At 75.0% G+C, this 23253-nt stretch carries 19 protein-coding genes; 11 read left to right on the top strand and 8 right to left on the bottom strand.

The genetic code is table 11. The annotated features are described in order from the left end of the window. Positions 1-20: 20 nt before the first annotated feature. The gene (locus EDF32_RS05345; protein ID WP_123307474.1) at positions 21-1832 is read right to left on the bottom strand and encodes a long-chain fatty acid--CoA ligase; all 1812 of its coding nucleotides are present in this window, start codon (positions 1830-1832) and stop codon (positions 21-23) included. 94 nt (positions 1833-1926) lie between these two features. Here EDF32_RS05345 and EDF32_RS05350 point away from each other — a divergent pair, with 94 nt between their 5' ends. Together EDF32_RS05350 and EDF32_RS05355 are read left to right on the top strand one after the other, a co-directional pair. Next, the gene (locus tag EDF32_RS05350) at positions 1927-2259 is read left to right on the top strand and encodes a chorismate mutase (RefSeq protein ID WP_123307475.1); all 333 of its coding nucleotides are present in this window, start codon (positions 1927-1929) and stop codon (positions 2257-2259) included. A 102-nt stretch (positions 2260-2361) separates the two neighbouring features. Further along, positions 2362-3552 carry a Vms1/Ankzf1 family peptidyl-tRNA hydrolase gene (locus EDF32_RS05355; RefSeq protein WP_123307476.1) on the top strand — a complete coding sequence of 397 codons (1191 nt, stop codon included), beginning with the start codon at positions 2362-2364 and terminating at the stop codon, positions 3550-3552. Between the two features lie 85 nt (positions 3553-3637). On the opposite strand, the gene valS is transcribed toward EDF32_RS05355, so the two are convergent. Continuing rightward, on the bottom strand, positions 3638-6385 hold the full coding sequence (gene valS / locus EDF32_RS05360; protein ID WP_123307664.1) for a valine--tRNA ligase: 2748 nt from the start codon (positions 6383-6385) through the stop codon (positions 3638-3640). Between the two features lie 59 nt (positions 6386-6444). On the opposite strand from valS, the gene EDF32_RS05365 reads away from it, so the two are divergent. From EDF32_RS05365 to cofC, 3 genes are read left to right on the top strand one after another with little or no spacing between them, the layout of a single operon-like run. Then, complete coding sequence (locus EDF32_RS05365) at positions 6445-7446, top strand: TIGR03557 family F420-dependent LLM class oxidoreductase (RefSeq protein WP_123307477.1); 1002 nt, start codon at positions 6445-6447, stop codon at positions 7444-7446. Then, complete coding sequence (gene cofE / locus EDF32_RS05370; RefSeq protein ID WP_123307478.1) at positions 7443-8270, top strand: coenzyme F420-0:L-glutamate ligase; 828 nt, start codon at positions 7443-7445, stop codon at positions 8268-8270. The genes EDF32_RS05365 and cofE overlap by 4 nt, the downstream gene beginning before the upstream one ends. A 25-nt stretch (positions 8271-8295) precedes the next feature. Further along, on the top strand, positions 8296-8943 hold the full coding sequence (gene cofC, locus EDF32_RS05375; RefSeq protein WP_123307479.1) for a 2-phospho-L-lactate guanylyltransferase: 648 nt from the start codon (positions 8296-8298) through the stop codon (positions 8941-8943). 37 nt (positions 8944-8980) lie between these two features. On the opposite strand, the gene cofD is transcribed toward cofC, so the two are convergent. Genes cofD through EDF32_RS05390 form a run of 3 tightly spaced genes read right to left on the bottom strand, consistent with a single transcriptional unit; the run spans position 8981 to position 11061 of the window. Then, on the bottom strand, positions 8981-10012 hold the full coding sequence (gene cofD / locus EDF32_RS05380) for a 2-phospho-L-lactate transferase (RefSeq protein WP_123307480.1): 1032 nt from the start codon (positions 10010-10012) through the stop codon (positions 8981-8983). 4 nt (positions 10013-10016) lie between these two features. Continuing rightward, on the bottom strand, positions 10017-10610 hold the full coding sequence (locus EDF32_RS05385) for an HhH-GPD-type base excision DNA repair protein (protein ID WP_123307481.1): 594 nt from the start codon (positions 10608-10610) through the stop codon (positions 10017-10019). Positions 10611-10614: 4 nt separating this feature from the next. Next, positions 10615-11061: a hypothetical protein gene (locus EDF32_RS05390; RefSeq protein WP_123307482.1), complete on the bottom strand. Its 447-nt coding sequence runs from the start codon at positions 11059-11061 to the stop codon at positions 10615-10617. Positions 11062-11135: 74 nt separating this feature from the next. Between EDF32_RS05390 and EDF32_RS05395 the strand changes: the two genes are divergently transcribed. Beyond that, positions 11136-11621, top strand: coding sequence for a DUF1772 domain-containing protein (locus EDF32_RS05395; protein ID WP_123307483.1), 486 nt, complete (start codon positions 11136-11138; stop codon positions 11619-11621). Positions 11622-11640: 19 nt separating this feature from the next. On the opposite strand, the gene EDF32_RS05400 is transcribed toward EDF32_RS05395, so the two are convergent. The 3 genes from EDF32_RS05400 to EDF32_RS05410 are packed head-to-tail and all read right to left on the bottom strand — an operon-like array spanning position 11641 to position 14604. After that, positions 11641-12501, bottom strand: a complete 861-nt coding sequence (locus tag EDF32_RS05400; RefSeq protein ID WP_123307665.1) for a putative F420-0 ABC transporter ATP-binding protein — start codon at positions 12499-12501, stop codon at positions 11641-11643. Further along, positions 12498-13535: a putative F420-0 ABC transporter permease subunit gene (locus EDF32_RS05405; protein ID WP_199734824.1), complete on the bottom strand. Its 1038-nt coding sequence runs from the start codon at positions 13533-13535 to the stop codon at positions 12498-12500. The genes EDF32_RS05400 and EDF32_RS05405 overlap by 4 nt, the downstream gene beginning before the upstream one ends. Positions 13536-13539: 4 nt before the next feature. Continuing rightward, the gene (locus EDF32_RS05410) at positions 13540-14604 is read right to left on the bottom strand and encodes a putative F420-0 ABC transporter substrate-binding protein (protein WP_233565718.1); all 1065 of its coding nucleotides are present in this window, start codon (positions 14602-14604) and stop codon (positions 13540-13542) included. A gap of 273 nt (positions 14605-14877) precedes the next feature. Here EDF32_RS05410 and EDF32_RS05415 point away from each other — a divergent pair, with 273 nt between their 5' ends. The 5 genes from EDF32_RS05415 to dhaK all read left to right on the top strand — a co-directional run bounded on the left by EDF32_RS05415 (position 14878) and on the right by dhaK (position 23239). Beyond that, positions 14878-16575 (top strand): molybdopterin-dependent oxidoreductase, encoded by a 1698-nt coding sequence (locus tag EDF32_RS05415; protein ID WP_123307484.1) that lies wholly within the window; start codon positions 14878-14880, stop codon positions 16573-16575. 313 nt (positions 16576-16888) lie between these two features. Next, positions 16889-17095 carry a hypothetical protein gene (locus EDF32_RS05420; protein WP_123307485.1) on the top strand — a complete coding sequence of 69 codons (207 nt, stop codon included), beginning with the start codon at positions 16889-16891 and terminating at the stop codon, positions 17093-17095. A 301-nt stretch (positions 17096-17396) separates the two neighbouring features. Further along, positions 17397-20726, top strand: coding sequence for an isoleucine--tRNA ligase (ileS, locus tag EDF32_RS05425; protein ID WP_123307486.1), 3330 nt, complete (start codon positions 17397-17399; stop codon positions 20724-20726). Further along, positions 20723-22135 (top strand): folylpolyglutamate synthase/dihydrofolate synthase family protein, encoded by a 1413-nt coding sequence (locus EDF32_RS05430; protein ID WP_123307487.1) that lies wholly within the window; start codon positions 20723-20725, stop codon positions 22133-22135. Before ileS ends, EDF32_RS05430 begins: the two co-directional genes overlap by 4 nt. 108 nt (positions 22136-22243) lie before the next feature. Beyond that, the gene (gene dhaK / locus EDF32_RS05435) at positions 22244-23239 is read left to right on the top strand and encodes a dihydroxyacetone kinase subunit DhaK (RefSeq protein ID WP_123307488.1); all 996 of its coding nucleotides are present in this window, start codon (positions 22244-22246) and stop codon (positions 23237-23239) included. Positions 23240-23253 lie beyond the last annotated feature (14 nt).

A 23253-nucleotide genomic window follows, 5' to 3' on the forward strand; every position in this document is an offset into this window, starting at 1 on the left:
CGGCCCGAGCCCCGGCTCCCTCAGCGCGCCGCGGTACGGGTGTCGGTGTACAGCGTCTCGATCTGCGCGGCGAAGTCCCGCAGCACCTGAGGCCGCTTCACCTTGAGCGACGGCGTCAGGTACCCGTTCTCCTCCGTGAAGTCCACGGGGAGCACGAGGATCTTGCGGATCGACTCGGCCCGGGAGACGGGCTCGTTGGCGGCGGCCACGGCCGTGTCGAGCTCGGCGAGCACCTGCGGGTCGGTGGCCGCCTCCTCGGGGCTCGGTGCCGGGCGGCCCTGCGTGCGGGCCCAGTGCTCGAGCCCCTCCTCGTCGAGCGTGACGAGCGCGCCCACGAAGGGCCGTTGGTCGCCCACGACGACGCACTGGCTCACCAGCGGGTGCGTGCGCAGGCGGTCCTCGAGACCGGACGGGGCGACGTTCTTGCCGCCGGCGGTGACGATGATCTCCTTCTTGCGGCCGATGATCCGCACGTAGCCGTCGTCGTCGATCGCCCCGAGGTCGCCCGTGCGGAACCACGGGCCGTCGAAGACCTCGGCGGTCAGGCCCGGCTGGTTGCGGTAGCCGCGGAAGACGTGCCCGCCGCGGACCTGCAGCTCGCCGTCGTCGGCCACGCGCATCGCGGTGCCGGGGAAGACGGGTCCCACCGTGCCCACGCGGCTCGCCCCGGGCCGGTTGACCGCCGTGGGCGCCGTCGTCTCGGTGAGCCCGTAGCCCTCGAGGATCGTCAGGCCCGCGCCACGGAAGAAGTGGCCGAGGTCCTCCGCGAGCGGCGCGCCGCCCGAGATGGCGAACTCGGCCTGGCCGCCGAGCGCGTCCCGCAGCTTCTGCAGCACGAGGCGGCCGGCGACGGCGTGCCGGGCGCGGACCGCCGCGGAGGGGCGGCCGTCGTCGAGCGCGCGGGAGTAGGCGCGCGACGCCTCCGCGGCCCACTCGAAGACGCGGGCGCGCACCCCGGTGCCCGCCGAGCGCTGGGCACCGGCGTACACCTTCTCGAAGATGCGCGGCACCGCGAGGAGGTATGTGGGCCGGAAGCTCGACAGGTCGTCCAGGAGCCGGTGCGTGTCCGGGCTGTGGCCGAGCACCCCCGCCGAGGCCACGGCCATCACCTGGATGTACCGCGCGAACACGTGCGCCAGGGGCAGGAACAGCAGCGTCCGCGCGCCCGGGGGCGTGACGATCTCGGGCAGGCCGCGCACGCCGTTGACGGCGAGGTGCACGAAGTTGCCGTGCGTGAGCTCGGCGCCCTTGGGCCGTCCGGTGGAGCCCGACGTGTAGATGATCGTGGCGCGGTCGTCGCGCTGGGCCGCGCGGCGCCGGGCGTCGAGGTGGGCGTCGTCGACGGTGGCGCCCGCGCGCACGAGGTCGTCGACAGCGCCGTCGTCGAGCACGAGGACCGACTCGAGCTGCTCCAGACCGTCGCGGACCTGGGCGACCGTCGCGGCGTGCGCGGCCGTCTCGGTCACGATCGCCCGCGCCCCGGAGTCGGCGAGGATCCAGCGGACCTGCTCGACGGAGGACGTCTCGTAGACCGGGACCGGGACGAGTCCCGCCGCCCAGCAGGCGAAGTCCAGCAGCGTCCACTCGTACCGCGTGCGCGACATGATCGCGACGCGGTCCCCGCTCTGCAGCCCGCGGGCGACCAGCCCCTTCGCCACGGCGCGGACCTCGGCGCGGAACGTGCGGGCCGTCGTCGGGACCCAGGCGCCCGAGGCGTCGCGGCGCTCGATCATCGGCTCGTCGCCGGCGCGCTCGACGCGCTCGTCGAGGATCGAGGAGATCGTCGTGCGGGGATCGACGTCGACGAGGCTCGGTGACTCGCTCTGCTGCATGGTGGCAGATCCTACGCGGCGGACGTCCGGTTCCTTCGGTCCGCGCCGTGGGCGACGGCACCGGTCGCGCCCGGCGCGCCCTAGGATCGCCGGCATGAGCGACGCCGACCTGCCCGAGGAGATCCACCGCCTGCGCGACAGCATCGACAACGTCGACGCGGCCCTGATGCACCTGCTCGCGGAACGGTTCAAGTTCACGCGCCGGGTCGGTGAGCTGAAGGCGGAGGCGGGGCTCCCGGCGGCGGACCTCGACCGCGAGGCGGCGCAGATCGCCCGGCTGGGGACGATCGCCCAGGCCTCGGGCCTGGACCCCGCGTTCGCCGAGCAGTTCCGCGAGTTCATCGTCAGCGAGGTCAAGCGCCAGCACCGCACCATCGCGGACGCGCGCGGCGCCGTCACGGCCCCGGAGCCCGACCTGTACGCCTGAGCGGTTGGCGTCGCGCGGCGATCTGACGCACGCTGGACGGATCCTCGGCGGTGCCCGCGCGACGGTGGCGCACCGCCCCACCCACGACGGACGGGGATCTGGATGAAGATCGACTGGCTCAAGCCCTTGCTCGGGCACGACGGACCGTTCGCGACGGTCGTGCTGGACGCGACGCGCGGCAGCGAGACGGGCGAGCGCGAGGTCGAGAACCGCTGGCGCTCGGTGCGCCGCACCCTCGGAAAGGACGGCGCCCCGGCGTCGCTGCTGGACGCCCTCGAGGACGCGGCGCTGCGCCCGACGTACCTGCGGGCGCCGCACGGGCGGGTGCTCGTGGCGAACGCCGACGGCGTCCTCGTGGACCGGCTCGTGCGTACCCCGCCGTCGGTGAACCAGGCGACCTACGGGCCCGTCCCGGTGCTCCTGCCCGCGGCGCGCGCCGCGGACGAGTCGGTCTCGCGGGTGCTCGTGGTCGTCGACCGGCAGGGCGCGGACGTCTCCTGGGTCACCGCCGGCGGGACCGACATCGGCTCGGTCACGGTCGCCGGCGAGCACGACGAGCTCAGCAAGGCGCAGGCGGCACCGACGCAGCAGCGCCGGGTCGACGCCCGCGCGGAGGACTCCTGGGAGCGCAACGCCGAGGCGGTGGCCGCGGAGGTCGCGCGCGTCGTCGCGGAGCGGAGCCCCGAGGTCGTGCTGCTGACCGGCGACGTGCACGCCGTGCGGCTGGTGCACGGCGCGCTCCCCAAGCCGGCCGCGGAGCTCGTCGCGGAGATCTCGGGCGGCGCCCGCGGCGCGGGCGTCAACCGCGGCGCGCTCGACGCGCAGATCGCCGAGGCGCTCGAGGTGGTCCGTACCCGTCGCCGGGACGAGGTCCTCGACGCGCTGCGCGCGGGCCAGGGGCGCGACGACGGCGGCGTCACGTCGATCGAGGACGTCGTCGCCGTGCTCCAGCGCGGGCAGGTGCGCGAGCTCGTCGTCACGGAGGCGTTCGTCGCGGCCGAGGAGCAGGGAGCGCACCGCCTCTGGGTGGGCGCCGAGCCCCTGCAGATCGCCACGACGCGCGAGGGGGTCGTCGAGCTGGGCGCGACCGACGAGATCGACGAGTACCCGGCCGGGGTCGCGATGGTCCGTGCCGCGCTCGGGCAGGATGCCGGGCTGACGTACGCCCCCGAGGGCACGGCCGAGCTCACCGACGGCGTCGGCGCCGTCCTGCGCTGGGCCGACGGGGACACTCCCCACGAGTCGGCGCCCAGCATGAGCGCCGACAAGGAGCGGCTGCGCGAGGGCGTCTGACGCCCCGCCAGAGCCGACGACGACGGCGGCCGTCCCCTCCTCGAGGAGGGGACGGCCGCCGTCGCCGTGCGGACGCGGGCGGTGGTCAGCCGCGGTTGCGGACCACGGGCTCGCCGAGCTCGTGGGCGAGGACGACGAGGCCGCCCTGGACCGCGGGGTCGCCCTGGCCCTCGCCGGCCTCCACGATCGTCAGGCCGCCCTCCACGCGCCCGCCGTTGCGGACGTCGACCTCCGCCGCCCGCACGCCGGAGACCCCGGCGGCCGGGACGGCGAGCTCCACCGAGAGGATCGGGGTGCGCATGGAGACCTTCGCCTCGGACTTCAGGCGGCGCAGGGCGGCGAGGGCGTGCCCGGCCACGACGAGCGTGGCGGGGTCGGCCCCCGCGGCGGCGGCGCGCAGGCCCTGCGACGTCGGCCACGGGGCGCGGTGCACCGAGCCCTCGCGCCACCACGACCAGACCTCCTCGGTCGCGAACGGCACGACCGGCGCGAACAGGCGCAGCAGCACGTCGAGCGCGAGCCCGAGGGCCACCCGCGCGGAGCGGGTCTCGGCGCCGATGTCGCCGGCGTCCGCCCCGGCGCCGTAGGCGCGGTCCTTGACGAGCTCGAGGTAGTCGTCGCAGAACGTCCAGAAGAACGTCTCGGTGGTCTCGAGCGCCCGCGTGTGGTCGTAGGCCTCGAACGCCTCGGTGGCGCGGTCGACGACGTCGGCCAGGCCGGCGAGCATCGCGCGGTCCAGCTCGGCGGTGACGAGCGCCGGGTCGAGCACGATCTCGCCGTCACCGAACGTGAGCGCGAACTTCGAGGCGTTGAGGATCTTGATCGCCAGGCGGCGACCGATCTTCATCTGGCCGACCTCGAAGGCCGCGTCCGTGCCGAGCCGGGCCGAGGCGGCCCAGTAGCGGACCGCGTCGGAGCCGTGCTCCTCGAGCAGGCCCATCGGCGTGACGACGTTGCCCTTGGACTTGCTCATCTTCTTGCGGTCGGGGTCGAGGATCCACCCGGAGATGCCGGCGTTCTTCCAGGGCAGCGTGCCGTGCTCGAGGTGCGAGCGCACGACCGTCGAGAAGAGCCAGGTGCGGATGATGTCCTGGCCCTGCGGGCGCAGGTCCATGGGGAACACCCGCTCGAACAGGTCGGGGTCGCGCTCCCAGCCGCCGGCGATCTGCGGGGTGAGGGACGACGTCGCCCACGTGTCCATGACGTCGGCCTCGCCCACGAACCCGCCGGGCTCGCCGCGCTGGTCTGCCTGGTAGCCCGCGGGGACGTCGGACGACGGGTCGACGGGCAGGGTCGCCTCGTCCGGGACGATCGGGTGGTCGTGGTCGACCTCCCCGGAGGCGAGGACCGGGTACCACAGGGGGATGGACACGCCGAAGAAGCGCTGGCGCGAGACCAGCCAGTCGCCGTTGAGGCCGCCGACCCAGTTCTCGTAGCGCACGCGCATGAAGTCGGGGTGGAAGTCGATCTCCTTGCCGCGCTGCAGCAGCTCCGCGTTGAGGGCGGCGTCGCGCCCGCCGTTGCGGATGTACCACTGGCGCGAGGTGACGATCTCCAGCGGCTTGTCGCCCTTCTCGAAGAAGTTGGCCTTGCGCTGGGTCGCGACGGGCTCGCCGTCGAGGTCGCCGGACGCGCGCAGCGCGTCGACCACGGCGGTGCGGGCCGAGAACGTCGTCTTCCCGGCGAGCTCGGCGAACAGGGCGCGGGCGCCGTCGGTCTCGATCCATGCCGGCGTCTCCCGGGCGATGCGGCCGTCGCGGCTGATCACCGAGCGGGTCGGCAGGCGCAGCTCGCGCCACCACGAGACGTCGGTGAGGTCGCCGAAGGTGCAGCACATCGCGATGCCCGCGCCCTTGTCCGCCTGGGCGGCGGGGTGGGCGAGGACGGGGACCTCGACGTCGAACAGGGGGGAGCGCACGGTGGTCCCGAACAGGTGCTGGTAGCGCTCGTCGTCCGGGTGCGCGATGAGCGCGACGCAGGCCGGCAGCAGCTCGGGTCGGGTCGTCTCGATGTGCACCGGCGTGCCCGCGGCCGGGCTCTGCGCCGTGGGGTGGAAGGCGACCCGGTGGAAGTGGCCGGGGTAGTCGCGGGCCTCGAGCTCGGCCTGCGCGACGGCGGTCTGGAACGTCACGTCCCACAGGCCCGGTGCCTCGGCCTGGTAGGCCTCCCCGCGGGCGAGGTTGCGCAGGAACGCCTTCTGGGCGACCGTCCGGGAGTCCGCGGAGATGGTCTGGTAGTGGTGGTCCCAGTCCACCGAGAGGCCCAGGCGCCGCCAGAGCGCCTCGAAGGTCTTCTCGTCCTCGACGGTCAGGCGCTCGCACAGCTCGACGAAGTTGCGGCGGGAGATCGGCTGCTGGTCGGCGTTCTTGATGCTCTTGCCCTCGCCGCCCTCGTGCGGGGGCTCGTAGCCCTCGACGTAGGGCAGCGTCGGGTCGCAGCGCACGCCGTAGTAGTTCTGCACGCGGCGCTCGGTCGGCAGGCCGTTGTCGTCCCACCCCATCGGGTAGAAGACCTCGTTGCCGCGCATGCGCTGGAACCGCGCGACGACGTCGGTGTGGGTGTAGGAGAACACGTGGCCCACGTGCAGCGACCCGGAGACCGTCGGCGGCGGGGTGTCGATCGAGTAGACCTGCTCGCGCGTGCGCGTGCGGTCGAACCGGTACGTGCCCTGCTCCGCCCACCGTGCCCCGTACTTGTCCTCGAGGCCGTCCGTGCTGACCTTGTCCGGTACCTCGCGGACCACCGCGCGCACGACGTCGGGGGCCGGCACGGGCGTGGCCGCGGTGCTGGACAGGGGCGTGGCGTCGGGACGGGGGGAGGGGGAGCTGCTCATGGTCGGCATTCTCCCAGATCGGACGACGAGAAGGTGCCGGGCCGGACTACGCTCGGGCCATGGCACCTCTCACCGTCGGCTATGCCGCAGCACTCGAGCAGTTCCACCCCACGGAGGCCGTCGAGCTCAGCGCTCTGGCCGAGCAGCACGGCTTCTCCGGGACCATGGCGGCCGACCACTTCCAGCCGTGGGTCCCCGCCCAGGGGCAGGCCTCCTTCGTCTGGAACGTCCTGACGGCGCTGGGCGAGCGGACCACGGGGGACATGGGCCCCGGCGTGACGGCGCCGACGTTCCGCTGGCACCCCGCGATGGTGGCGCAGGCGTCGGCGACGCTCGCGGCGATGTACCCGGGCCGGCACTGGCTCGGGCTCGGCTCGGGCGAGGCCCTCAACGAGCACATGGTCGCCCAGTACTGGCCGGAGGCGCCGGAGCGCATCAACCGGATGTTCGAGGCGATCGACATCATCAAGAAGCTCTTCGCGGCGTCGCTCGCCGGCAAGGACGTCAAGCACGCGGGGACGTTCTACAAGATGGAGTCCACGCGGCTGTGGACGATGCCGGAGGTCGCCCCGGAGATCCTCGTCGCGACCGCCGGGCCCGTCACCGCGAAGCGCGCCGGCAAGCACGCGGACGGCCTGATCACCGTCGGAGCACCGCTGGAGAAGATCTCGATGCTCTTCGACCGGTTCGACGCGGGCGTGCGCGAGTCGGGCCGCGACCCCCAGACGATGCCGAAGGTGCTGCAGCTGCACATGTCGTGGGCCGCCACCGACGAGGAGGCGCTGGAGAACGCGATGACGCAGTGGCCCAACGGAGGCATGAAGTTCCCCAAGGGCGACATCCGCACCCCGCACGACCTCGAGCAGATGGCCAAGCTCGTGCGCCCCGAGGACTTCGAGGGCCGGCTCGTCATCTCCGCGGACCCGGACGAGCACCGCGCGTACATCCAGAAGTTCGTCGACCTCGGTTTCGACCGCATCTACCTGCACAACGTCGGGCGCAACCAGCGCGAGTGGATCGAGACCTTCGGCCGGGACGTCCTGCCGAAGCTGGCCCGATGACGGCCCGGTTCCAGGTCTGGGCGCCGGACGGGATCGGGGAGGTCGTCCCGGGCGACGACCTCGCGGCGCTGGTCGGCGACGCGCTGGAGGCCGACGGCGGGATCGAGGACGGCGACGTCGTCGTCGTGACCAGCAAGGTCGTCTCGAAGGCCGAGGGTCGCGTGCGCGAGGCCCACGACCGGGAGGCCGCGATCGACGCGGAGACGGTGCGGCTCGTGGCGTCGCGGACGTCGTCTCGCGGGGTGCTGCGGATCGTGGAGAACCGGCTCGGCCTGGTGATGGCCGCCGCCGGGGTCGACGCGAGCAACACCCCCGAGGGCACGGTGCTGCTGCTGCCCGAGGACCCCGACGCCTCGGCGCGGGGGATCCGCGCGGCGCTCGCCGAGCGGTTCGGGGCGCGCCTCGGCGTCGTCGTCTCCGACACCGCCGGGCGACCGTGGCGCGAGGGTCAGGTCGACCTCGCGATCGGCGCCGCGGGGATCGTGCCCGTGACCGACCTGCGCGGGACGCGCGACACCCACGGCCGGGAGATCGTCGTGACGATGACCGCCGTCGTCGACCAGGTCGCCTCCGCGACCGAGCTGGTGCGCGGCAAGGCGGAGGGTCGCCCCGTCGCCGTCGTGCGCGGGCTCGCCCACCTCGTCACGGACGACGACGGTCCGGGCGCGCGGGCGCTGGTGCGCGGCGCGGCCGACGACCTCTTCCGGCTCGGCAGCGAGGAGGCCTACGAGGAGGGCTACTCCACGGGGTTCGACGAGGGGGTCGCCGAGGCGACCGACTCCTCGCGGGAGCGGGACGTCGAGGTCGAGTCCGACGAGCTCTGAGGTCTCCGGGGGCCCGTGGACCGTCGTGGTCCCCGTCAAGCGGCTCACCGGGGCCAAGAGCCGGCTCGAGGTGGCGCACCCGCCGGCGACGAGCGGGTTCGCGGACGCCTCCGCGGTGCGGCGCGACCTCGCGCGCGCCTTCGCGCTCGACACGCTCGCGGCGGTGCGGGCGACGCCCGGTGTCGCGCGCGTGGTCCTGGTCAGCAGCGAGCCGTCGGTCGTGGGGGCGCCCGGCCTGGAGACGCCGGGAGCGTCGGGCGTCGCCGCGGTGGAGGTGGTCCCCGACCCGGGCGACGGGCTCGGCGCCGCGGTCGCCGCGGGCGTGGCCCACGCCGGGTCGGGGGCGCGCGCCGTCCTGCTCGGGGACCTGCCCTCGCTGCGGGCGGCGGATCTCGAGGCGGCGCTGCGCGCGTGCGGGGGCCGCCCGCGCGCCGTCGTGCCGGACGCGGCCGGTACCGGCACCACGCTGCTGACTGCCCGGGCGGGCCAGCGGCTCGAGCCACGGTTCGGCTCCGGGTCCGCGGCGGCCCACGCCCGCGCCGGGCACGCGGTGGTGACCGACGTCGGCGAGCGCGTGCGCCGCGACGTCGACACCGCCGCGGACCTCGAGGCCGCGGTCCGCCTCGGCGTCGGGCCCCGCACGGCGCACGTCCTGGCCGGCCTGACCGGCTGAGCTGCCGGCCGACCGGCCGGCCGACCGGACGTGCGTGTCAGGCCGGCACGCCCGCCAGCCCCAGCGCCGCGTCGACGATCGCGCCGGTCGCGGTGCGCCCGTCGGGACCGGCGTCGTCGCCCATCAGCAGCGGGACCGCGCGGGCCCGCAGGCCCAGGCGCTCGAGCGCGGGGACAGCACCGGCGTCCGCCACGTCGACGAGCCAGCCGTCGAGCAGGCCGGAGCCTGCGACGTCGAGACCCTCGCCGCCCTCGGCGGCACGCCGCGCGCCGTAGTGCGCCCCGACGGCGGCCGCGCTCGTCTCGACGCCGATCGCGGTGAGGCACGCGTCGGCCATCCCCCGCACGGGGCTGCCGCCGACGATGGGGGAGACCCCGACCACGGGCGCCGCCGTCGCGGCGAGCGCGTCGCGGATCCCGGGCACGCCGAGGATCGTGCCGATCGAGACGACCGGGTTGGACGGGGGCAGGAGGACGACGTCGGCGTCGTGCAGCGCCTCGAGCACGCCCGGGCCGGGCACTGCGTCCTCGACGCCGACCTGCAGGAACCGCCGCGCCGGCACCGCGGCGCGGTGGCGTACCCACCACTCCTCGAAGTGCACCACGCGCCCGCCGACGAGCTCGACGTGGGTCTCCACCGGCTGGTCGCTCATCGGCAGCAGCCGCGCCCCCGGCTCCCACCGTGCGCACAGCCGCTCGGTGACCGCGCCGAGGGGGATCCCGCGCCGCAGCAGCTCGGTGCGCGCGACGTGGGTGGCGATGTCGAGGTCGCCGAGCGTGAACCAGTCCCACCCGAGGCCGTAGGCGTGCAGCTCGGCGGAGACGCGGCGGGTCTCGTCCGCGCGACCCCAGCCCTGCCCCTCGTGGACCGCGCCGCCGAGCGTGTACATGACGGTGTCCAGGTCGGGGCACACGCGCAGGCCGTCCAGCCACAGGTCGTCACCGGTGTTGACGACGACGGTGAGCTCTGCGGGCTCGCCGTCGGGCGTCCCGTGCACGGCGAGGTGGTCGCGCAGGCCGCGCGTGAACCGTGCCCCGCCGACGCCGCCGGCGAGGAGCGTGATCCGCACGCCGCTACGCCTTCGCGGCCTTGGCGGCGGCCTTCGCGGCCTGCTTCGTCGCGCGGACCTCGGCCAGCGAGGTCGCGTCCGTGACGTCGGCGATGGACCGGCGCGAACCCTCCTCGCCGTAGGGCCCGACGACGTCCCGCCATCCCTCGGGGGCGACGTCGCGCTGCTTCGCCAGCAGCGCCAGGAAGATCCGCGCCTTCTGGTCGCCGAACCCGGGCAGCGCCTTCAGGCGCCGCAGGACCTCGCGGGCGGCGGGCGCGGGGCCGGACCCGTCGCCCGCCCAGAGCCGGGTCACGTCGCCGTCGTACTCGTCGACGACGACGCGGGCGACGGCCTGGATGCGCGCCGCCATCGACCCGGGGTAGCGGTGCACGGCCGGCGTCGTGGTGCACAGGGCCGCGAACGCCTCCGGCTCCTGGGCGGCGATCACGGCCGGGTCGAAGGTGCCGAGCCGGCCGGTGATCTTGCTCGGTCCCGCGAACGCGTGCTCCATCGGGTACTGCTGGTCGAGCAGCATCCCGATCAGCAGGGCGAACGGGTCGGTGTCGAGGAGCTCGTCGGCTGCCGGGTCACCGGTCATCCAGAGGGGCGTGGTCATGGGGTCATTCTGTCCCAGCGGGCGCCCGGTGGAGGCGGCCCACGAGGAACGCCTCGGCGCCCACGGCCCGCGAGACCCTGCCGACGCCGCTGTCGAGGAGCGGGCCCGCGTCGTCGGCCGCCACGACCCGCAGACCGTCCACGCGGTAGTCGACGCCCTTGCGGGTCAGCGTGTACGAGCCGGCCGCGCGGATGTTGCGGCACCAGTCGACCTCGGCGCCCCAGGGCAGCGGGTGCAGGACCACGACAGCCCCCGGCGCGCCGGGCACGCTCGTCGGTGAAGGATCGGCCGGCTCGCGCGCCGCGAACGCGATCACCGGGGTGCGGTACTCCCGCCCGCTGCGCCGGCCCACGTGGTGGACCGTCGCCCACGGCGGCACGCGCGAGGACAGCTTCAGGGCGTACGGGTTGAAGCGCTTGGTCGCCTTCGCGACCGCGGGTGGGAGTGCCATCCCTCCATCGTGCGCCTGCCGGCGCGCCCGCGCGCCTCGGCGTGACGTGCGCCGCGCCCTGCGACGCTGGAGCGATGGTGGACCCGTCGCTCGGTGTGCTGGTCGTCCTCCTCGCGATCGTCGGCAGCGGGGTGGTGGCCGGGGTCTTCTTCGCCTTCTCCGCCGTGGTCGTCCCCGGGCTGCGCGAGGGCTCGCCGGCGCTCGGCGCCGCGGCGATGCGCGCGGCGAACCGCGCCGCGGTGCGCTGGCCGCTCATGGCGCTCCTGTTCGGCACGGGCCTGCTGTGCCTGCTGGCGCCCTTCGTCGTGGGCGCCGGGAACTCCTCGGACGGCCCGGTCCTCGGCTGGGTGGTCGCGGGATCGGTCCTCTACCTGGTGGGCGCGATCGTCGTGACCGTCGCGGGGAACGTCCCGCTCAACCGCCGGCTCGCCGCCCTGGACGTGCCCGGGTCGCGCGAGTACTGGCCGCGGTACGCCGAGCGGTGGAGCGCGCGCAACGACCTGCGCGCCGCCGGGTCGGCGGCGGCGTGCCTGCTCCTGCTCGTCTCCCTGGTGGTGTGACCGGGGCTCGGCGGGGCCCTCAGCCCAGGACGAGCACCGGACGACCCGTGCGCGGGTGGCGCAGCACCTCGCAGCGCACGCCGTAGACCGCCTCGACGACGTCCGGCACCAGCACCTGCTCGACGGGGCCGGCGGCGACGACGCGCCCGCCCGAGAGCATCACCACGTGGTCGCAGGCGCCGGCGGCGAGGTTGAGGTCGTGCAGCGCGGCGAGGACCGTGACGCCGTCCGCCGCGAGCGTGCGCACCAGGTCCATCGTCGCGAGCTGCGCGGCGATGTCGAGGTGGTTGGTCGGCTCGTCGAGCAGCAGGAGGCGCGGCTCCTGGACGAGCGCGCGCGCCATGTGCACCCGCTGGCGCTCCCCGCCCGAGAGCGAGCCGAGGTCGCGCCCGGCGAACGCCGCCATGCCGACGCGCGCGAGCGCGTCCTGCGCGAGGCGCAGGTCGTCGGCGCCGTCGCCCGCGAGGAGCGAGCGGTGCGGGATCCGCCCGAGGAGCACCGCGTCCAGGGCGGTCAGCGGCAGGTCCGTGGACGAGTCCTGCTCGACGAAGGCGACGACGCGCGCGCGGGGCCGGCGCGCCATGGACACGAGGTCGGTCCCGCCGAGGCGGACCGTGCCGTCGTCGGGCCGCGTGACGCCGGCGACGAGCCGCAGCAGGCTGGACTTGCCCGAGCCGTTGGGCCCGAGCAGGCCCGTCACCGCGCCGGGGGGAGCGGTGCAGTCGACGCCGTCGACGATCAGCGTGCCGTCGACCGACCAGCGCACCCGCTCGACGGCGAGGCCGGCGCCGGGCTGGGCAGCGCCGGAGCGGTCGAGGGCGTCGGCGCCGCGGGCGGCCCCGGCGCCTCGCGCGCGGCGGTCCGTCGAGGGGGCGCTCATCCGAGCCCCCGCGGTGCGCGCCGCCCGCGCCACAGCAGCAGCGCGAAGACCGGCGCCCCGATCGCGGCGGTCACGATGCCCACGGGCAGCTCGCGCGGGGCGAAGACCGTGCGCGCGGCCGTGTCGGCCCAGACGAGGAAGCTCGCGCCCAGCAGCGCCGAGAGCGGCAGCAGGAGGCGGTGCCGGGCGCCGGTCGCCATCCGCACGGCGTGCGGCAGGACGAGGCCGACGAACCCGATCGAGCCGGAGACGGACACCAGGGCGCCGGTCAGCAGGGCCACCCCGATCAGGAGGGTCCAGCGCGTGCGCTGCACCGGGATGCCGAGGGTCGCGGCGGCGGTGTCTCCGAAGGTGAAGGCGTCGAGGATCGAGCCGGTGCTCGCCAGCAGGGTACCGAGCACGAGGACGGCGCCCCCCGCGATGGCCACGGACGTCCAGGTCGCGCCGGCGACGGAGCCCATCAGCCACGAGAGGATCGAGCGGTAGGAGTCCCCGGTCGCCGACCAGAAGATGACGAACGACGTCGCGGCGGCGGCGAGCTGGCTGATCGCGAGTCCCGCCAGCACCGTGCGCGTCGGGGTGATCGCGCCCATGGACCCGGCGAGGGCGAGCGCCCCGACGAGCGCCGCGACGGCGCCCACGAACGCCGCCACGGGCAGCAGGGCGGTGATCCCGACGACGAGCACGAGGACCGCGCCCAGCGAGGCCCCCGACGAGAGCCCGAGCAGGTAGGGGTCCGCCAGCGGGTTGCGGGTGAGCGACTGCATGACGACTCCGCACACCGCCAGCCCGGCGCCGACGGCCGCGGCGGTCAGCACCCGGGGCATGCGCAGCTGCCAGATCGTCGCGTCCTGCAGCCGTGCGAGCGGCTCGGTCCCGAGGGCGCCGCTCAGGCCCGCGTGGTCGACGACGGTGCGCCAGACGTCCGCCGCGCCGAGGTCGGTGGGCCCGATCGTCACCGCCAGCACGACGCTCGCGACGGCCGCCAGCAAGGCGCCGGCCAGCCACAGCGCCGGTGCTCTCGTCGTGGTCACGAGGTCATCCGACGTCCAGGTCGGCGAGCTGGTCGTCGAGGTCCGCGACGGCGTCGGCGTTGCGCACGCCGGCCTCCGTCGCGGCGAAGGGCACGACGAGGTAGCGCTCGTTCTCGACCGCGCTGAGCTTCGCCGTGGCCGGGTTCGCCGCGAGGGACTTCTTCTTGTCGGCCGCCGTGTTCCAGGCCGCGTCGACCAGGACGATGACGTCCGGGTCGTCCGCGACGACGGACTCCCAGCCGAGGGAGGTCCAGGTGTCGTGCACGTCGGCGGCGACGTTCGTCAGCCCGGCGGCGTCCATGATCATCTGCGGCGCGCCGATGCCCGCGCCCACGTACGGGGTGTCCGTGCCGGAGGAGTACCAGAGCGCGGTCAGGCCCCGGTCGTCGGGGGTGGTGCCCTCGAGCGTGGCCCGCTCGTCCGCGACCTCTGCGGCCGCGGCGTCGGGCACGTCGAAGATCTGCCCCACCTGCGTGATCTCCGCGAAGACGTCGTCGAACGTCAGCGGGTCGGGCTGGTAGCCGTCCTCCTTGCACGCGGACGGGGCCACGTAGGTCGCGACGCCGAGGTCGGACAGGGTCTGGCGGTCTCCCGCGCCGTCGGCCGTGAGGGTGGACTCCCAGCCCGCGTAGACGAGGTCGGGCTCGAGCCCGAGGACCGCCTCGGCGCCCGGCACCTGCTCGGCCATCGGGTGGGTGACGGCCTCGGGGGCGTCGGCGGCGAGGTCGTCGGGCAGCGGCCCGTCGAGGAACGCGCTGCCCACGATCCGGTCACCGAGCCCGAGCGCGAGCATCGTCTCGGTCGTGGAGGACTTGATCGTCACGACGCGCTGCGGCGGGCCGTCGACGACCGTGTCGAACCCGCAGTCGTCGATCGTCAGCGGGTAGGTGGGCGAGCCCGTCGCGCTCGGGGCGGAGGAGGCGTCCGCCGCGCTCGCCGGGTGGTCCGTCGTGGGGGACGAGCAGGCGGTGCCCGCGGCGAGGACCGCGGCCGCGGTGAGGGACAGGTATGCGGCGCGCGGGCGCCGGGGCGTGCGCGGTTCTCGGGGCGCACGGGGGAGTGCAGGCACGGTGCGGTCTCCAGCGAAGAGGTGTCGGCGGACAGGCGCCAGGACTGGCGCCGGGCTGGCGCGGGCACGTCATCTCGTGCCGGGGATCTGCGCCCCAGTGCCGGGGTCGCCGGTTCGGGCCAGCACAGGCCCGCGATCCGCGACCTCCACCCTAGTACGCGGCCCGCGACACGCAGCGCCGGTGGCGGTGGTGGTCGCTGTGGCTGTGGCGGCACGCCGCGCGGATGACGGTTGCCGAACGATCCGCGCGACGGGCACCACCGGGCGGTCCGCATGGGAGATAGTCGAGAGGTGACCACCCAGCACCAGGGCCGCCCCGCCGGCGCACCGTCGGCAGGGGTCGCTGAGGAGCGCCCGACGCCGGCCCGCGGCCCGGGCGCGCGCCGCACCTCGTGGTGGGCCGCGCTCGCCGGGGTGGCGGCGGCCGCGGTCGGCTTCGCGGTGGCCGAGGTCGTCGCGGCGTTCGTCTCGCCGTCGGCGAGCCCGGTCTACGCCGTCGGCGCGGGCTTCGTGGACCACGTCCCGCCCTGGCTGAAGGAGTTCGCGACCTCGACCTTCGGGACCGCGGACAAGGCGGTGCTCATCGGCGGGATGGTGGTGGTGCTGGCGCTGGGCGCGGCGCTCGCGGGCGTGCTCGAGCTGCGTCGCCCGCCCGTCGGGTCGGTGCTGCTGGCCGCCGTGGGCGCGGTGGGCGCCGCGGTCGCGCTGACCCGGCCGGGCGCCGGCCTGTCCTGGGCGCTGCCGACCGTCGTCGGCGTCGTCGTGGCGGTGATGGCCGTGCGCGCGCTCCTGAGCCTCCTGCGCGACTGGTCCGCGGCGACGCGGCGGGCCGCCGCGGTCGGGGCGGCGCCCGGCGGGCAGGTCGAGACGCCGCTGACGGCCGCCCGGCTGCGCGAGAGCCTCGACCGGCGCCGGTTCCTCGCGTGGACCGCCACGACCGCGGGCGCCGCCGTGCTCGTCGCGGCGGGCTCCCGGGTGCTCGGCGCGAGCACCCGGGCGGTCACGCAGGTCCGCGACACCCTGCGGCTGCCGCGGGCCGCGGTCCCCGCCGACCCGGTCCCGCCCGGGGCGGACCTGCACGTCGACGGGCTGGCGCCGTACGTCACGGAGAACGACGACTTCTACCGGATCGACACCGCGCTGCGGGTGCCGCAGGTCGACCCGGCGGACTGGGTGCTGCGCGTGACCGGGATGGTCGACGAGCCCTTCGAGCTGACGTTCGCCCAGCTGCTGGACCTCCCGCTCGAGGAGCACCTGCTCACGCTGACGTGCGTCTCGAACGAGGTCGGCGGCTCCCTGGTCGGCAACGCGCTGTGGCTCGGGTACCCGGTGCGCGAGCTGCTCGCCCGGGCGAGGCCGCGGGCCGGCGCGGACATGGTGCTGTCCACCAGCGTCGACGGCTTCACGGCGGGCACGCCGCTCGAGGTGCTGCAGGACGCCGACCGCGAGTGCCTGCTCGCCGTCGGGATGAACGGGCAGCCGCTGCCCGTCGAGCACGGCTTCCCCGCGCGCCTCGTCGTGCCGGGGCTCTACGGGTACGTCTCCGCCACCAAGTGGGTGACCGAGCTGAAGGTCACGACGTTCGCCGACGACGTCGCGTACTGGTCCACGCGCGGCTGGACCGAGCGGGGGCCGATCAAGCTCGCGAGCCGGATCGACACCCCCACCCCCGGCGACGGGACCGCCGCGGGGGCCGTGGCGGTCGCCGGCGTGGCGTGGCACCAGCACACGGGGGTCGCCGGCGTCGAGGTCCAGGTCGACGACGGGCCCTGGCGGGCCGCCCGCCTGGCCGACACCGTCTCCTCCGACACCTGGCGCCAGTGGGTGTACTCGTGGGACGCGACACCGGGCGACCACACGCTGCGCTGCCGGGCGACCGGCGCCGACGGCGAGGTCCAGACGGAGGCGCAGGCTCCTCCCGCGCCCGACGGCGCGACGGGCTGGCACACGGTCGAGGTCTCGGTCTCCTGACCTGCCGGGACGCGTTACACGCGTCCGGGATCCGGTCGCCCCCTTGCGGGGCGTGCGGCGCGGCTGCCAGCATCGTCCGCATGAGCCCCGTCGACGCCCCGCACCGGCCGCAGCGCGCGGTCGCGTCGCGGACGCCGCTCGGCGCGCGCGTGGACGCCGCGCGGACCGTCCTCGCGTGTTGAGGGCTCGCCGACCCGAGGCAGCCAGGATCCGGGGTCGGCGAGCGGTACGCGGTGCGCCGCGTCCCTGCGATCGCCGGGCCCTCGCGGGCGCGGTCTGCGGACCCCCGTCGCAGCTCCTCGGAGGAACCCTCATGAGCACCACGTCCCTCGCCCCCCGTGCCCTCGCCCCCCGTGCCACCGCCCCCCGCCCCACGACAGCAGACGCCCGGCCAGGCTCCCCGCGACCGGCCGCGCGGCTCGTCGACCTCGCCGCCCCCGGTCTGACGATCGAGGCGCTCGTCGCGCTCGACATCGAGGCCTTCAGCCAGCGCCTGCGCTCGCACCCGAGGGAGGCCTGACCGGGTCCCGCGGTAGCATGGGCCCACAGGCGTCGACCCGGCCATCACCGGCGAGCCTCCGGAAGAACGGCGTCCGCCCGGCGGGCGCCCGGTAGAACCGGACGGGTGGGCCCGTCACAGCCTGCGAAGAGCGGTCGACGACCGCTCCCGGCCGCCCCGGCGGCCGGGAGGACGTCGGCAAGCGGGGTGGTACCGCGGCTCGTGCCACCCGACGGGCGTCCGCACGGACGTCGTCGGGCCGGACGGGTCGTCCTCGCACGAAGGAACGACCCGTGCCACCCAGCCCAGGAGCCCGACCGCCATGGCGTACCCGCTGCACCGCCCCGCCGCACCGTCCCCCGACCCGTCCGGGACCGGTGCCCAGATCCCCGCCTCGCCGGACCTTCCCGCGCTCGAGCGCGGGGTGCTCGCCTTCTGGAAGCAGGACGACACCTTCCGTGCGTCCGTCGAGGCGCGCTCCGCCGGGACCGACGGCGACAACGAGTTCGTCTTCTACGACGGACCGCCGTTCGCGAACGGCCTGCCGCACTACGGCCACCTCCTGACCGGGTACGCGAAGGACGTCGTGCCGCGCTTCATGACGATGTGCGGACGGCGCGTCGAGCGCCGCTTCGGCTGGGACACGCACGGCCTGCCGGCGGAGCTCGAGGCGGAGCGCGTGCTCGGCATCACCGACAAGTCGCAGATCGAGGCCATGGGCATCGAGGCCTTCAACGAGGCGTGCCGCACCTCGGTCCTCACCTACACCGACGAGTGGCAGGAGTACGTCACCCGTCAGGCCCGGTGGGTCGACTTCGAGCACGACTACAAGACGCTGGACGTCACGTTCATGGAGTCCGTGCTGTGGGCGTTCAAGACGCTGCACACCCGGGGCCTGGCGTACGAGGGCTACCGCGTGCTGCCCTACTGCTGGCGCGACGAGACGCCGCTGTCCAACCACGAGCTGCGCATGGACGACGACGTCTACCAGTCGCGCCAGGACCCCGCGCTGACGGTCGGGTTCCGGCTGGCGGACGACGCGGCGGGCGCGGCGGCGCCCGCGGCGGGTGCGCTGGCGCTCGTGTGGACGACGACGCCGTGGACGCTGCCCTCGAACCTCGCCGTCGCCGTGGGGCCGGAGATCGAGTACGTCGTCGTGGAGCCGGGGGAGGGCTCGGCCCTGTCCGGCGACCGCGTGGTGCTCGGCGCGGCCCGGCTCGCGGCCTACGCCAAGGAGCTCGGCGAGGACGCGGCGGTCGTCGCGACGCTGACCGGCGCCGACCTCGTCGGCACCTCGTACACGCCGCCGTTCGACTACTTCGCCGGTCACGAGGGTGCCCACCGGGTGCTGGCCGGCGAGTTCGTCTCGACCGAGGACGGGACGGGGATCGTGCACCTCGCCCCGGCGTTCGGCGAGGACGACATGGCGGTCTGCGCGGCGGCGGGCATCGAGCCGGTGCTCCCGGTCGACGGCCGCGGCCGCTTCACGAGCCAGGTCGCCGACTACGCGGGCGAGCAGGTCTTCGACGCGAACCCGCGGGTCATCAAGGACCTCAAGGGCGGTGAGGGCCCGCTCGCGCGGGTCGAGGAGCGCCGTCGGGCCGTCGTGGTGCGCCACGAGACCTACGAGCACTCCTACCCGCACTGCTGGCGCTGCCGGAACCCCCTGATCTACAAGGCGGTCTCGAGCTGGTTCGTGCGCGTGACCGAGTTCCGCGACCGCATGGTCGAGCTCAACCGGGACATCGACTGGACCCCCGAGCACATCCGCGACGGGCAGTTCGGCAAGTGGCTCGCCGGCGCGCGCGACTGGTCGATCAGCCGCAACCGCTACTGGGGCACGCCGATCCCGGTGTGGGTCTCGGACGACCCGGAGCACCCGCGCACGGACGTGTACGGGTCGCTCGCCGAGCTGGAGGCGGACTTCGGGCGCCTGCCCGTGAACGCGGCGGGGGAGCCCGACCTGCACCGGCCCTACATCGACGACCTGACGCGACCGAACCCGGACGACCCGAGCGGCCGGGCGACCATGCGGCGCATCCCGGACGTGCTCGACGTCTGGTTCGACTCGGGCTCGATGCCCTTCGCCCAGGTGCACTACCCGTTCGAGAACGCCGACTGGTTCGACCACCACTTCCCGGGCGACTTCATCGTCGAGTACATCGGCCAGACGCGGGGCTGGTTCTACCTGCTGCACGTGCTCTCGACGGCGCTCTTCGACCGCCCGGCGTTCTCCAGCGCCGTCTCGCACGGCATCGTGCTGGGCTCCGACGGCCGCAAGATGAGCAAGTCGCTGCGCAACTACCCGGACGTGAGCGAGGTGCTCGACCGCGACGGCTCCGACGCCATGCGCTGGTTCCTCATGTCCAGCCCCATCCTGCGCGGCGGCAACCTCGTCGTCACGGAGGAGGGCATCCGCGACTCGGTGCGCCAGGTGCTGCTGCCGCTGTGGAGCACGTACTACTTCTTCACCCTGTACGCGAACAGCGCCGACGGCGGCGCGGGCTACGCGGCGCAGCGCGTCGGGGCGGAGCGCGTCGCCTCGCTGCCGGCGATGGACCGCTACCTGCTGGCCCGCACGCGCGAGCTGGTCGAGACCACGGGCGAGCAGCTCGGCGCCTACGACATCGCCGGCGCGTGCGAGAGCGTGCGCCGCTACCTCGACGCCCTGACCAACTGGTACGTGCGGACCCAGCGTGAGCGCTTCTGGTCCGAGGACCACGACGCGTTCGACACGCTCTGGACGGCGCTCGAGGTGCTCACGCGCGTGATGGCGCCGCTCGCCCCGCTGCTGACCGAGGAGGTCTGGCGCGGCCTGACCGGCGGCCGCTCGGTGCACCTGACGGACTGGCCCCGGGTCGGGGCCGACGGCCCGGAGGACGGCGTCCTGCCGGCCGACGGCGCGCTGGTCGAGGCCGTCGAGCAGGTCCGTGCGGCGGTGTCCGCGACCCTGGGCCTGCGCAAGGCGCACCGCCTGCGGGTGCGTCAGCCGCTGCGCTCGCTCACGGTCGCCTCGCCGGTGCCGGACGGCGTGCGCCCCTACGCCGCGCTGCTCGCTGCCGAGCTCAACGTCCGCTCCGTCGAGGTGCTGGCGCTGGACGGGGACGTCGCCGCCCGGTTCGGGATCAGCGAGCGGCTCGCGGTGAACGCGCGGGCGGCCGGCCCGCGGCTGGGCCGCGGGGTGCAGGCCGTGATCCAGGGCGCCAAGGCCGGGTCCTGGCGCCGGTCGGACGACGGCACGGTCGTCGTGACGACGCCCGGCGGAGACGTCGCGCTCGAGGATCAGGAGTACGAGCTGACCACGGTCGTCGCCTCCGGTGACGACGCCGACGTCGCGGCGGCCGTCCTGGCCGACGGCGGCTTCGTCGTCCTCGACCTGGCGCTGGACGACGAGCTGCGCGCCGAGGGCTACGCCCGCGACGTCGTGCGCGAGGTCCAGGACGCGCGCAAGGCGGCCGGGCTGCAGGTCGCGGACCGGATCGTCCTGTCCCTCGTCGTCGCGCCGGAGCACGCCGCGGCCGTCGAGGCGCACCGCGGGCTGATCGCCGCGGAGACGCTCGCTCGCGAGGTCACGGTGGCGCAGGGCGCAGCGGGGGCCGCGCTCGCGGTCGCCGTGGTGAAGGCAGACGACGCACAGCAGGAGGACGCATGAGCCCGTCGCAGGACAGCCAGGACCGTGATCGGCGGCGCGCGGCGCGCCAGGAGGCGGCCGACGCCGACGCGCGCGCCGACCTCGCCACCGTCTACGCCCACATCATGGACCGGGCGCCGGAGCACGACATCGACCCGACGCTCGACCGGGTGCGCCGCGTGCTGGAGCTCATGGGCGACCCGCAGAAGGCGTACCGCACGATCCACCTGACAGGGACCAACGGCAAGACCTCCACGGCGCGCATGACCGAGCGGCTCGTGCGCGAGCACGGCCTGCGCACGGGCCGGTTCACGAGCCCGCACCTGACGAGCGTCACCGAGCGGATCGCGGTCGACGGCGTGCCCATCGCCCCGGCGCGCTTCGTCGAGGTCTGGGAGGACGTGGCCCCGTACGTCAACGTCGTCGACCGCGAGTCGCAGGAGGAGGGCGGCCCGCGCCTGAGCTTCTTCGAGGTGCTCACGGTCATGGCCTTCGCGGCGTTCGCGGACGCGCCCGTGGACGTGGCGGTCGTCGAGGTCGGCATGGGCGGCGAGTGGGACTCGACCAACGTCGTCGACGGCGACGTCGCGGTGATCACCCCCGTGGCGCTCGACCACGAGCGGTGGCTGGGCCGGACCGTGACCGAGATCGCGACGACCAAGTCCGGGATCGTCAAGGACCGCGCGACCGTGGTCCTCGCGGAGCAGCCCGAGGCCGCGGAGGTCGTGGTCCTGGAAGCCGCCGCTGCGCGGGGCGCCCACGTGCTGCGCGAGGGCGTCGAGCTCGAGGTCGCGCGCCGCGCGGTCGCCGTCGGCGGCCAGCTCGTGGACCTGCGCACGCCCGCGGGCCTCTACACCGAGATCTTCCTGCCGCTGCACGGGCAGTTCCAGGCGCACAACGCGCTGCTCGCGCTCGCGGCGACCGAGGCGCTGCTGGGCGGGCGCGCGCTCGGCGCCGAGATCGTCGAGGCGGCGTTCGCGGACGCCAGCGCCCCCGGCCGGCTCGAGGTGGTGCGCTCCAGTCCGACCGTCATCGTCGACGCGGCGCACAACCCTGCGGGGGCGCAGGCGCTCGTCGACGCGCTCGACGAGGCGTTCGGGTTCACCCGCCTGATCGGCGTCGTCGCCGTCATGGGCGACAAGGACGCGGAGGGACTCCTCGCCGCCTTCGAGCCGTACCTGGCCGAGGTCGTCGTCACGCGCAACAGCTCGGACCGCTCGGCCGACCCCCAGGATCTCGCGGAGGTCGCCCAGGACGTGTTCGGCGAGGACCGCGTGCACGTCGCGGAGCGGCTCGACGAGGCGCTCGCGGTCGCCGCGGACCTCGCGGAGCGGGGCGACGAGACGGGCGTGGGGGCCGGCGCGGGGGTGCTGGTGACGGGCTCCGTGGTCACGGTCGCGGACGCCCGCGTGCTGGTGGGCCGGGGCTGAACCGGGGCTGAGCCCGGGCGTCGCGCCCGTCGCGGCGGGGGTGTTTGATGGAGCCACGGTCCGCCGGCGAACCCTCGGCGGAGCCGCCGACCCCGGGAGGACCGCGCGATGAAGAAGCTGATCAACGACCCGCAGGACGTCGTCGAGGAGACGCTGCAGGGGTTCGCCGCCGCGCACGCGGACCTCGTCGAGGTCTCGCTCGACCCGGCGTTCGTGCGCCGCGCGGGCGGCGCCGTCGCGGGCAAGGTCGGGCTGGTCAGCGGCGGCGGGTCGGGGCACGAGCCCCTGCACGCCGGGTTCGTCGGGCGCGGGATGCTCGACGCCGCCGTCCCCGGAGCGGTCTTCACGTCCCCGACGCCCGACCAGGTCGCCCCGGCCTTCGAGGCGGCCGACTCCGGTGCCGGGGTCCTCGCGATCGTCAAGAACTACACCGGCGACGTGCTGAACTTCGAGACGGCGGTCGAGCTCGCCGAGGCCGAGGACCGCCGCGTGCTCAGCGTCGTGGTGAACGACGACGTGGCGGTCGAGGACTCGCTCTACACCGCCGGCCGGCGCGGTGTCGCGGGCACGCTGGCGGTGGAGAAGATCGCGGGTGCGGCGGCCGAGCGCGGCGACGACCTCGATGCGGTGGCGGACGTCGCGCGGCGCGTGGTGGCGAACGTGCGCAGCATGGGCGTCGCCCTGAGCGCGTGCACGGTCCCGCACGTGGGCCGGCCGAGCTTCGACCTCGCCGACGACGAGATCGAGATCGGCATCGGCATCCACGGCGAGCCGGGTCGCCACAAGGTGCCGATGGCGAGCGCGGACGAGATCACCGACCAGCTCCTCGCGCCCGTCGTGGAGGACCTGTCGCTCGCCGACGGCGAGGACGTGTTGCTGTTCGTTAACGGTATTGGCGGCACGCCCTTGTCGGAGCTCTACGTCGTCTATCGTCGGGCTCGGTCGGTGCTCGAGGCACAGGGCGTGCGCGTGACGCGCTCGCTCGTCGGGAGCTACGTCACGTCCCTCGAGATGCAGGGGGCGTCGGTGACGGTGCTCCGCCTGGACCCCGAGCTCACGACCCTCTGGGACGCTCCTGTGCACACGGCTGCTCTGCGCTGGTGAGCCGTCCCGGCGAC

The organism is Cellulomonas sp. PhB143, from assembly GCF_003752595.1.
Taxonomy (GTDB): domain Bacteria; phylum Actinomycetota; class Actinomycetes; order Actinomycetales; family Cellulomonadaceae; genus Paraoerskovia.

Excerpts from the sequence above, each read along its gene's own strand:
- ileS (WP_123307486.1), top strand. The coding sequence starts at position 17,397 with ATGGCGTACCCGCTGCACCGCCCCGCCGCACCGTCCCCCGACCCGTCC.
- EDF32_RS05430 (WP_123307487.1), top strand. The coding sequence starts at position 20,723 with ATGAGCCCGTCGCAGGACAGCCAGGACCGTGATCGGCGGCGCGCGGCG.
- EDF32_RS05350 (WP_123307475.1), top strand. The coding sequence starts at position 1,927 with ATGAGCGACGCCGACCTGCCCGAGGAGATCCACCGCCTGCGCGACAGC.
- EDF32_RS05420 (WP_123307485.1), top strand. The coding sequence starts at position 16,889 with ATGAGCACCACGTCCCTCGCCCCCCGTGCCCTCGCCCCCCGTGCCACC.
- EDF32_RS05385 (WP_123307481.1), bottom strand. The coding sequence starts at position 10,610 with ATGACCACGCCCCTCTGGATGACCGGTGACCCGGCAGCCGACGAGCTC.
- EDF32_RS05400 (WP_123307665.1), bottom strand. The coding sequence starts at position 12,501 with ATGAGCGCCCCCTCGACGGACCGCCGCGCGCGAGGCGCCGGGGCCGCC.
- EDF32_RS05395 (WP_123307483.1), top strand. The coding sequence starts at position 11,136 with ATGGTGGACCCGTCGCTCGGTGTGCTGGTCGTCCTCCTCGCGATCGTC.
- cofE (WP_123307478.1), top strand. The coding sequence starts at position 7,443 with ATGACGGCCCGGTTCCAGGTCTGGGCGCCGGACGGGATCGGGGAGGTC.
- valS (WP_123307664.1), bottom strand. The coding sequence starts at position 6,385 with ATGAGCAGCTCCCCCTCCCCCCGTCCCGACGCCACGCCCCTGTCCAGC.
- EDF32_RS05390 (WP_123307482.1), bottom strand. The coding sequence starts at position 11,061 with ATGGCACTCCCACCCGCGGTCGCGAAGGCGACCAAGCGCTTCAACCCG.
- dhaK (WP_123307488.1), top strand. The coding sequence starts at position 22,244 with ATGAAGAAGCTGATCAACGACCCGCAGGACGTCGTCGAGGAGACGCTG.
- EDF32_RS05415 (WP_123307484.1), top strand. The coding sequence starts at position 14,878 with ATGGGAGATAGTCGAGAGGTGACCACCCAGCACCAGGGCCGCCCCGCC.
- EDF32_RS05365 (WP_123307477.1), top strand. The coding sequence starts at position 6,445 with ATGGCACCTCTCACCGTCGGCTATGCCGCAGCACTCGAGCAGTTCCAC.
- EDF32_RS05355 (WP_123307476.1), top strand. The coding sequence starts at position 2,362 with ATGAAGATCGACTGGCTCAAGCCCTTGCTCGGGCACGACGGACCGTTC.
- EDF32_RS05345 (WP_123307474.1), bottom strand. The coding sequence starts at position 1,832 with ATGCAGCAGAGCGAGTCACCGAGCCTCGTCGACGTCGATCCCCGCACG.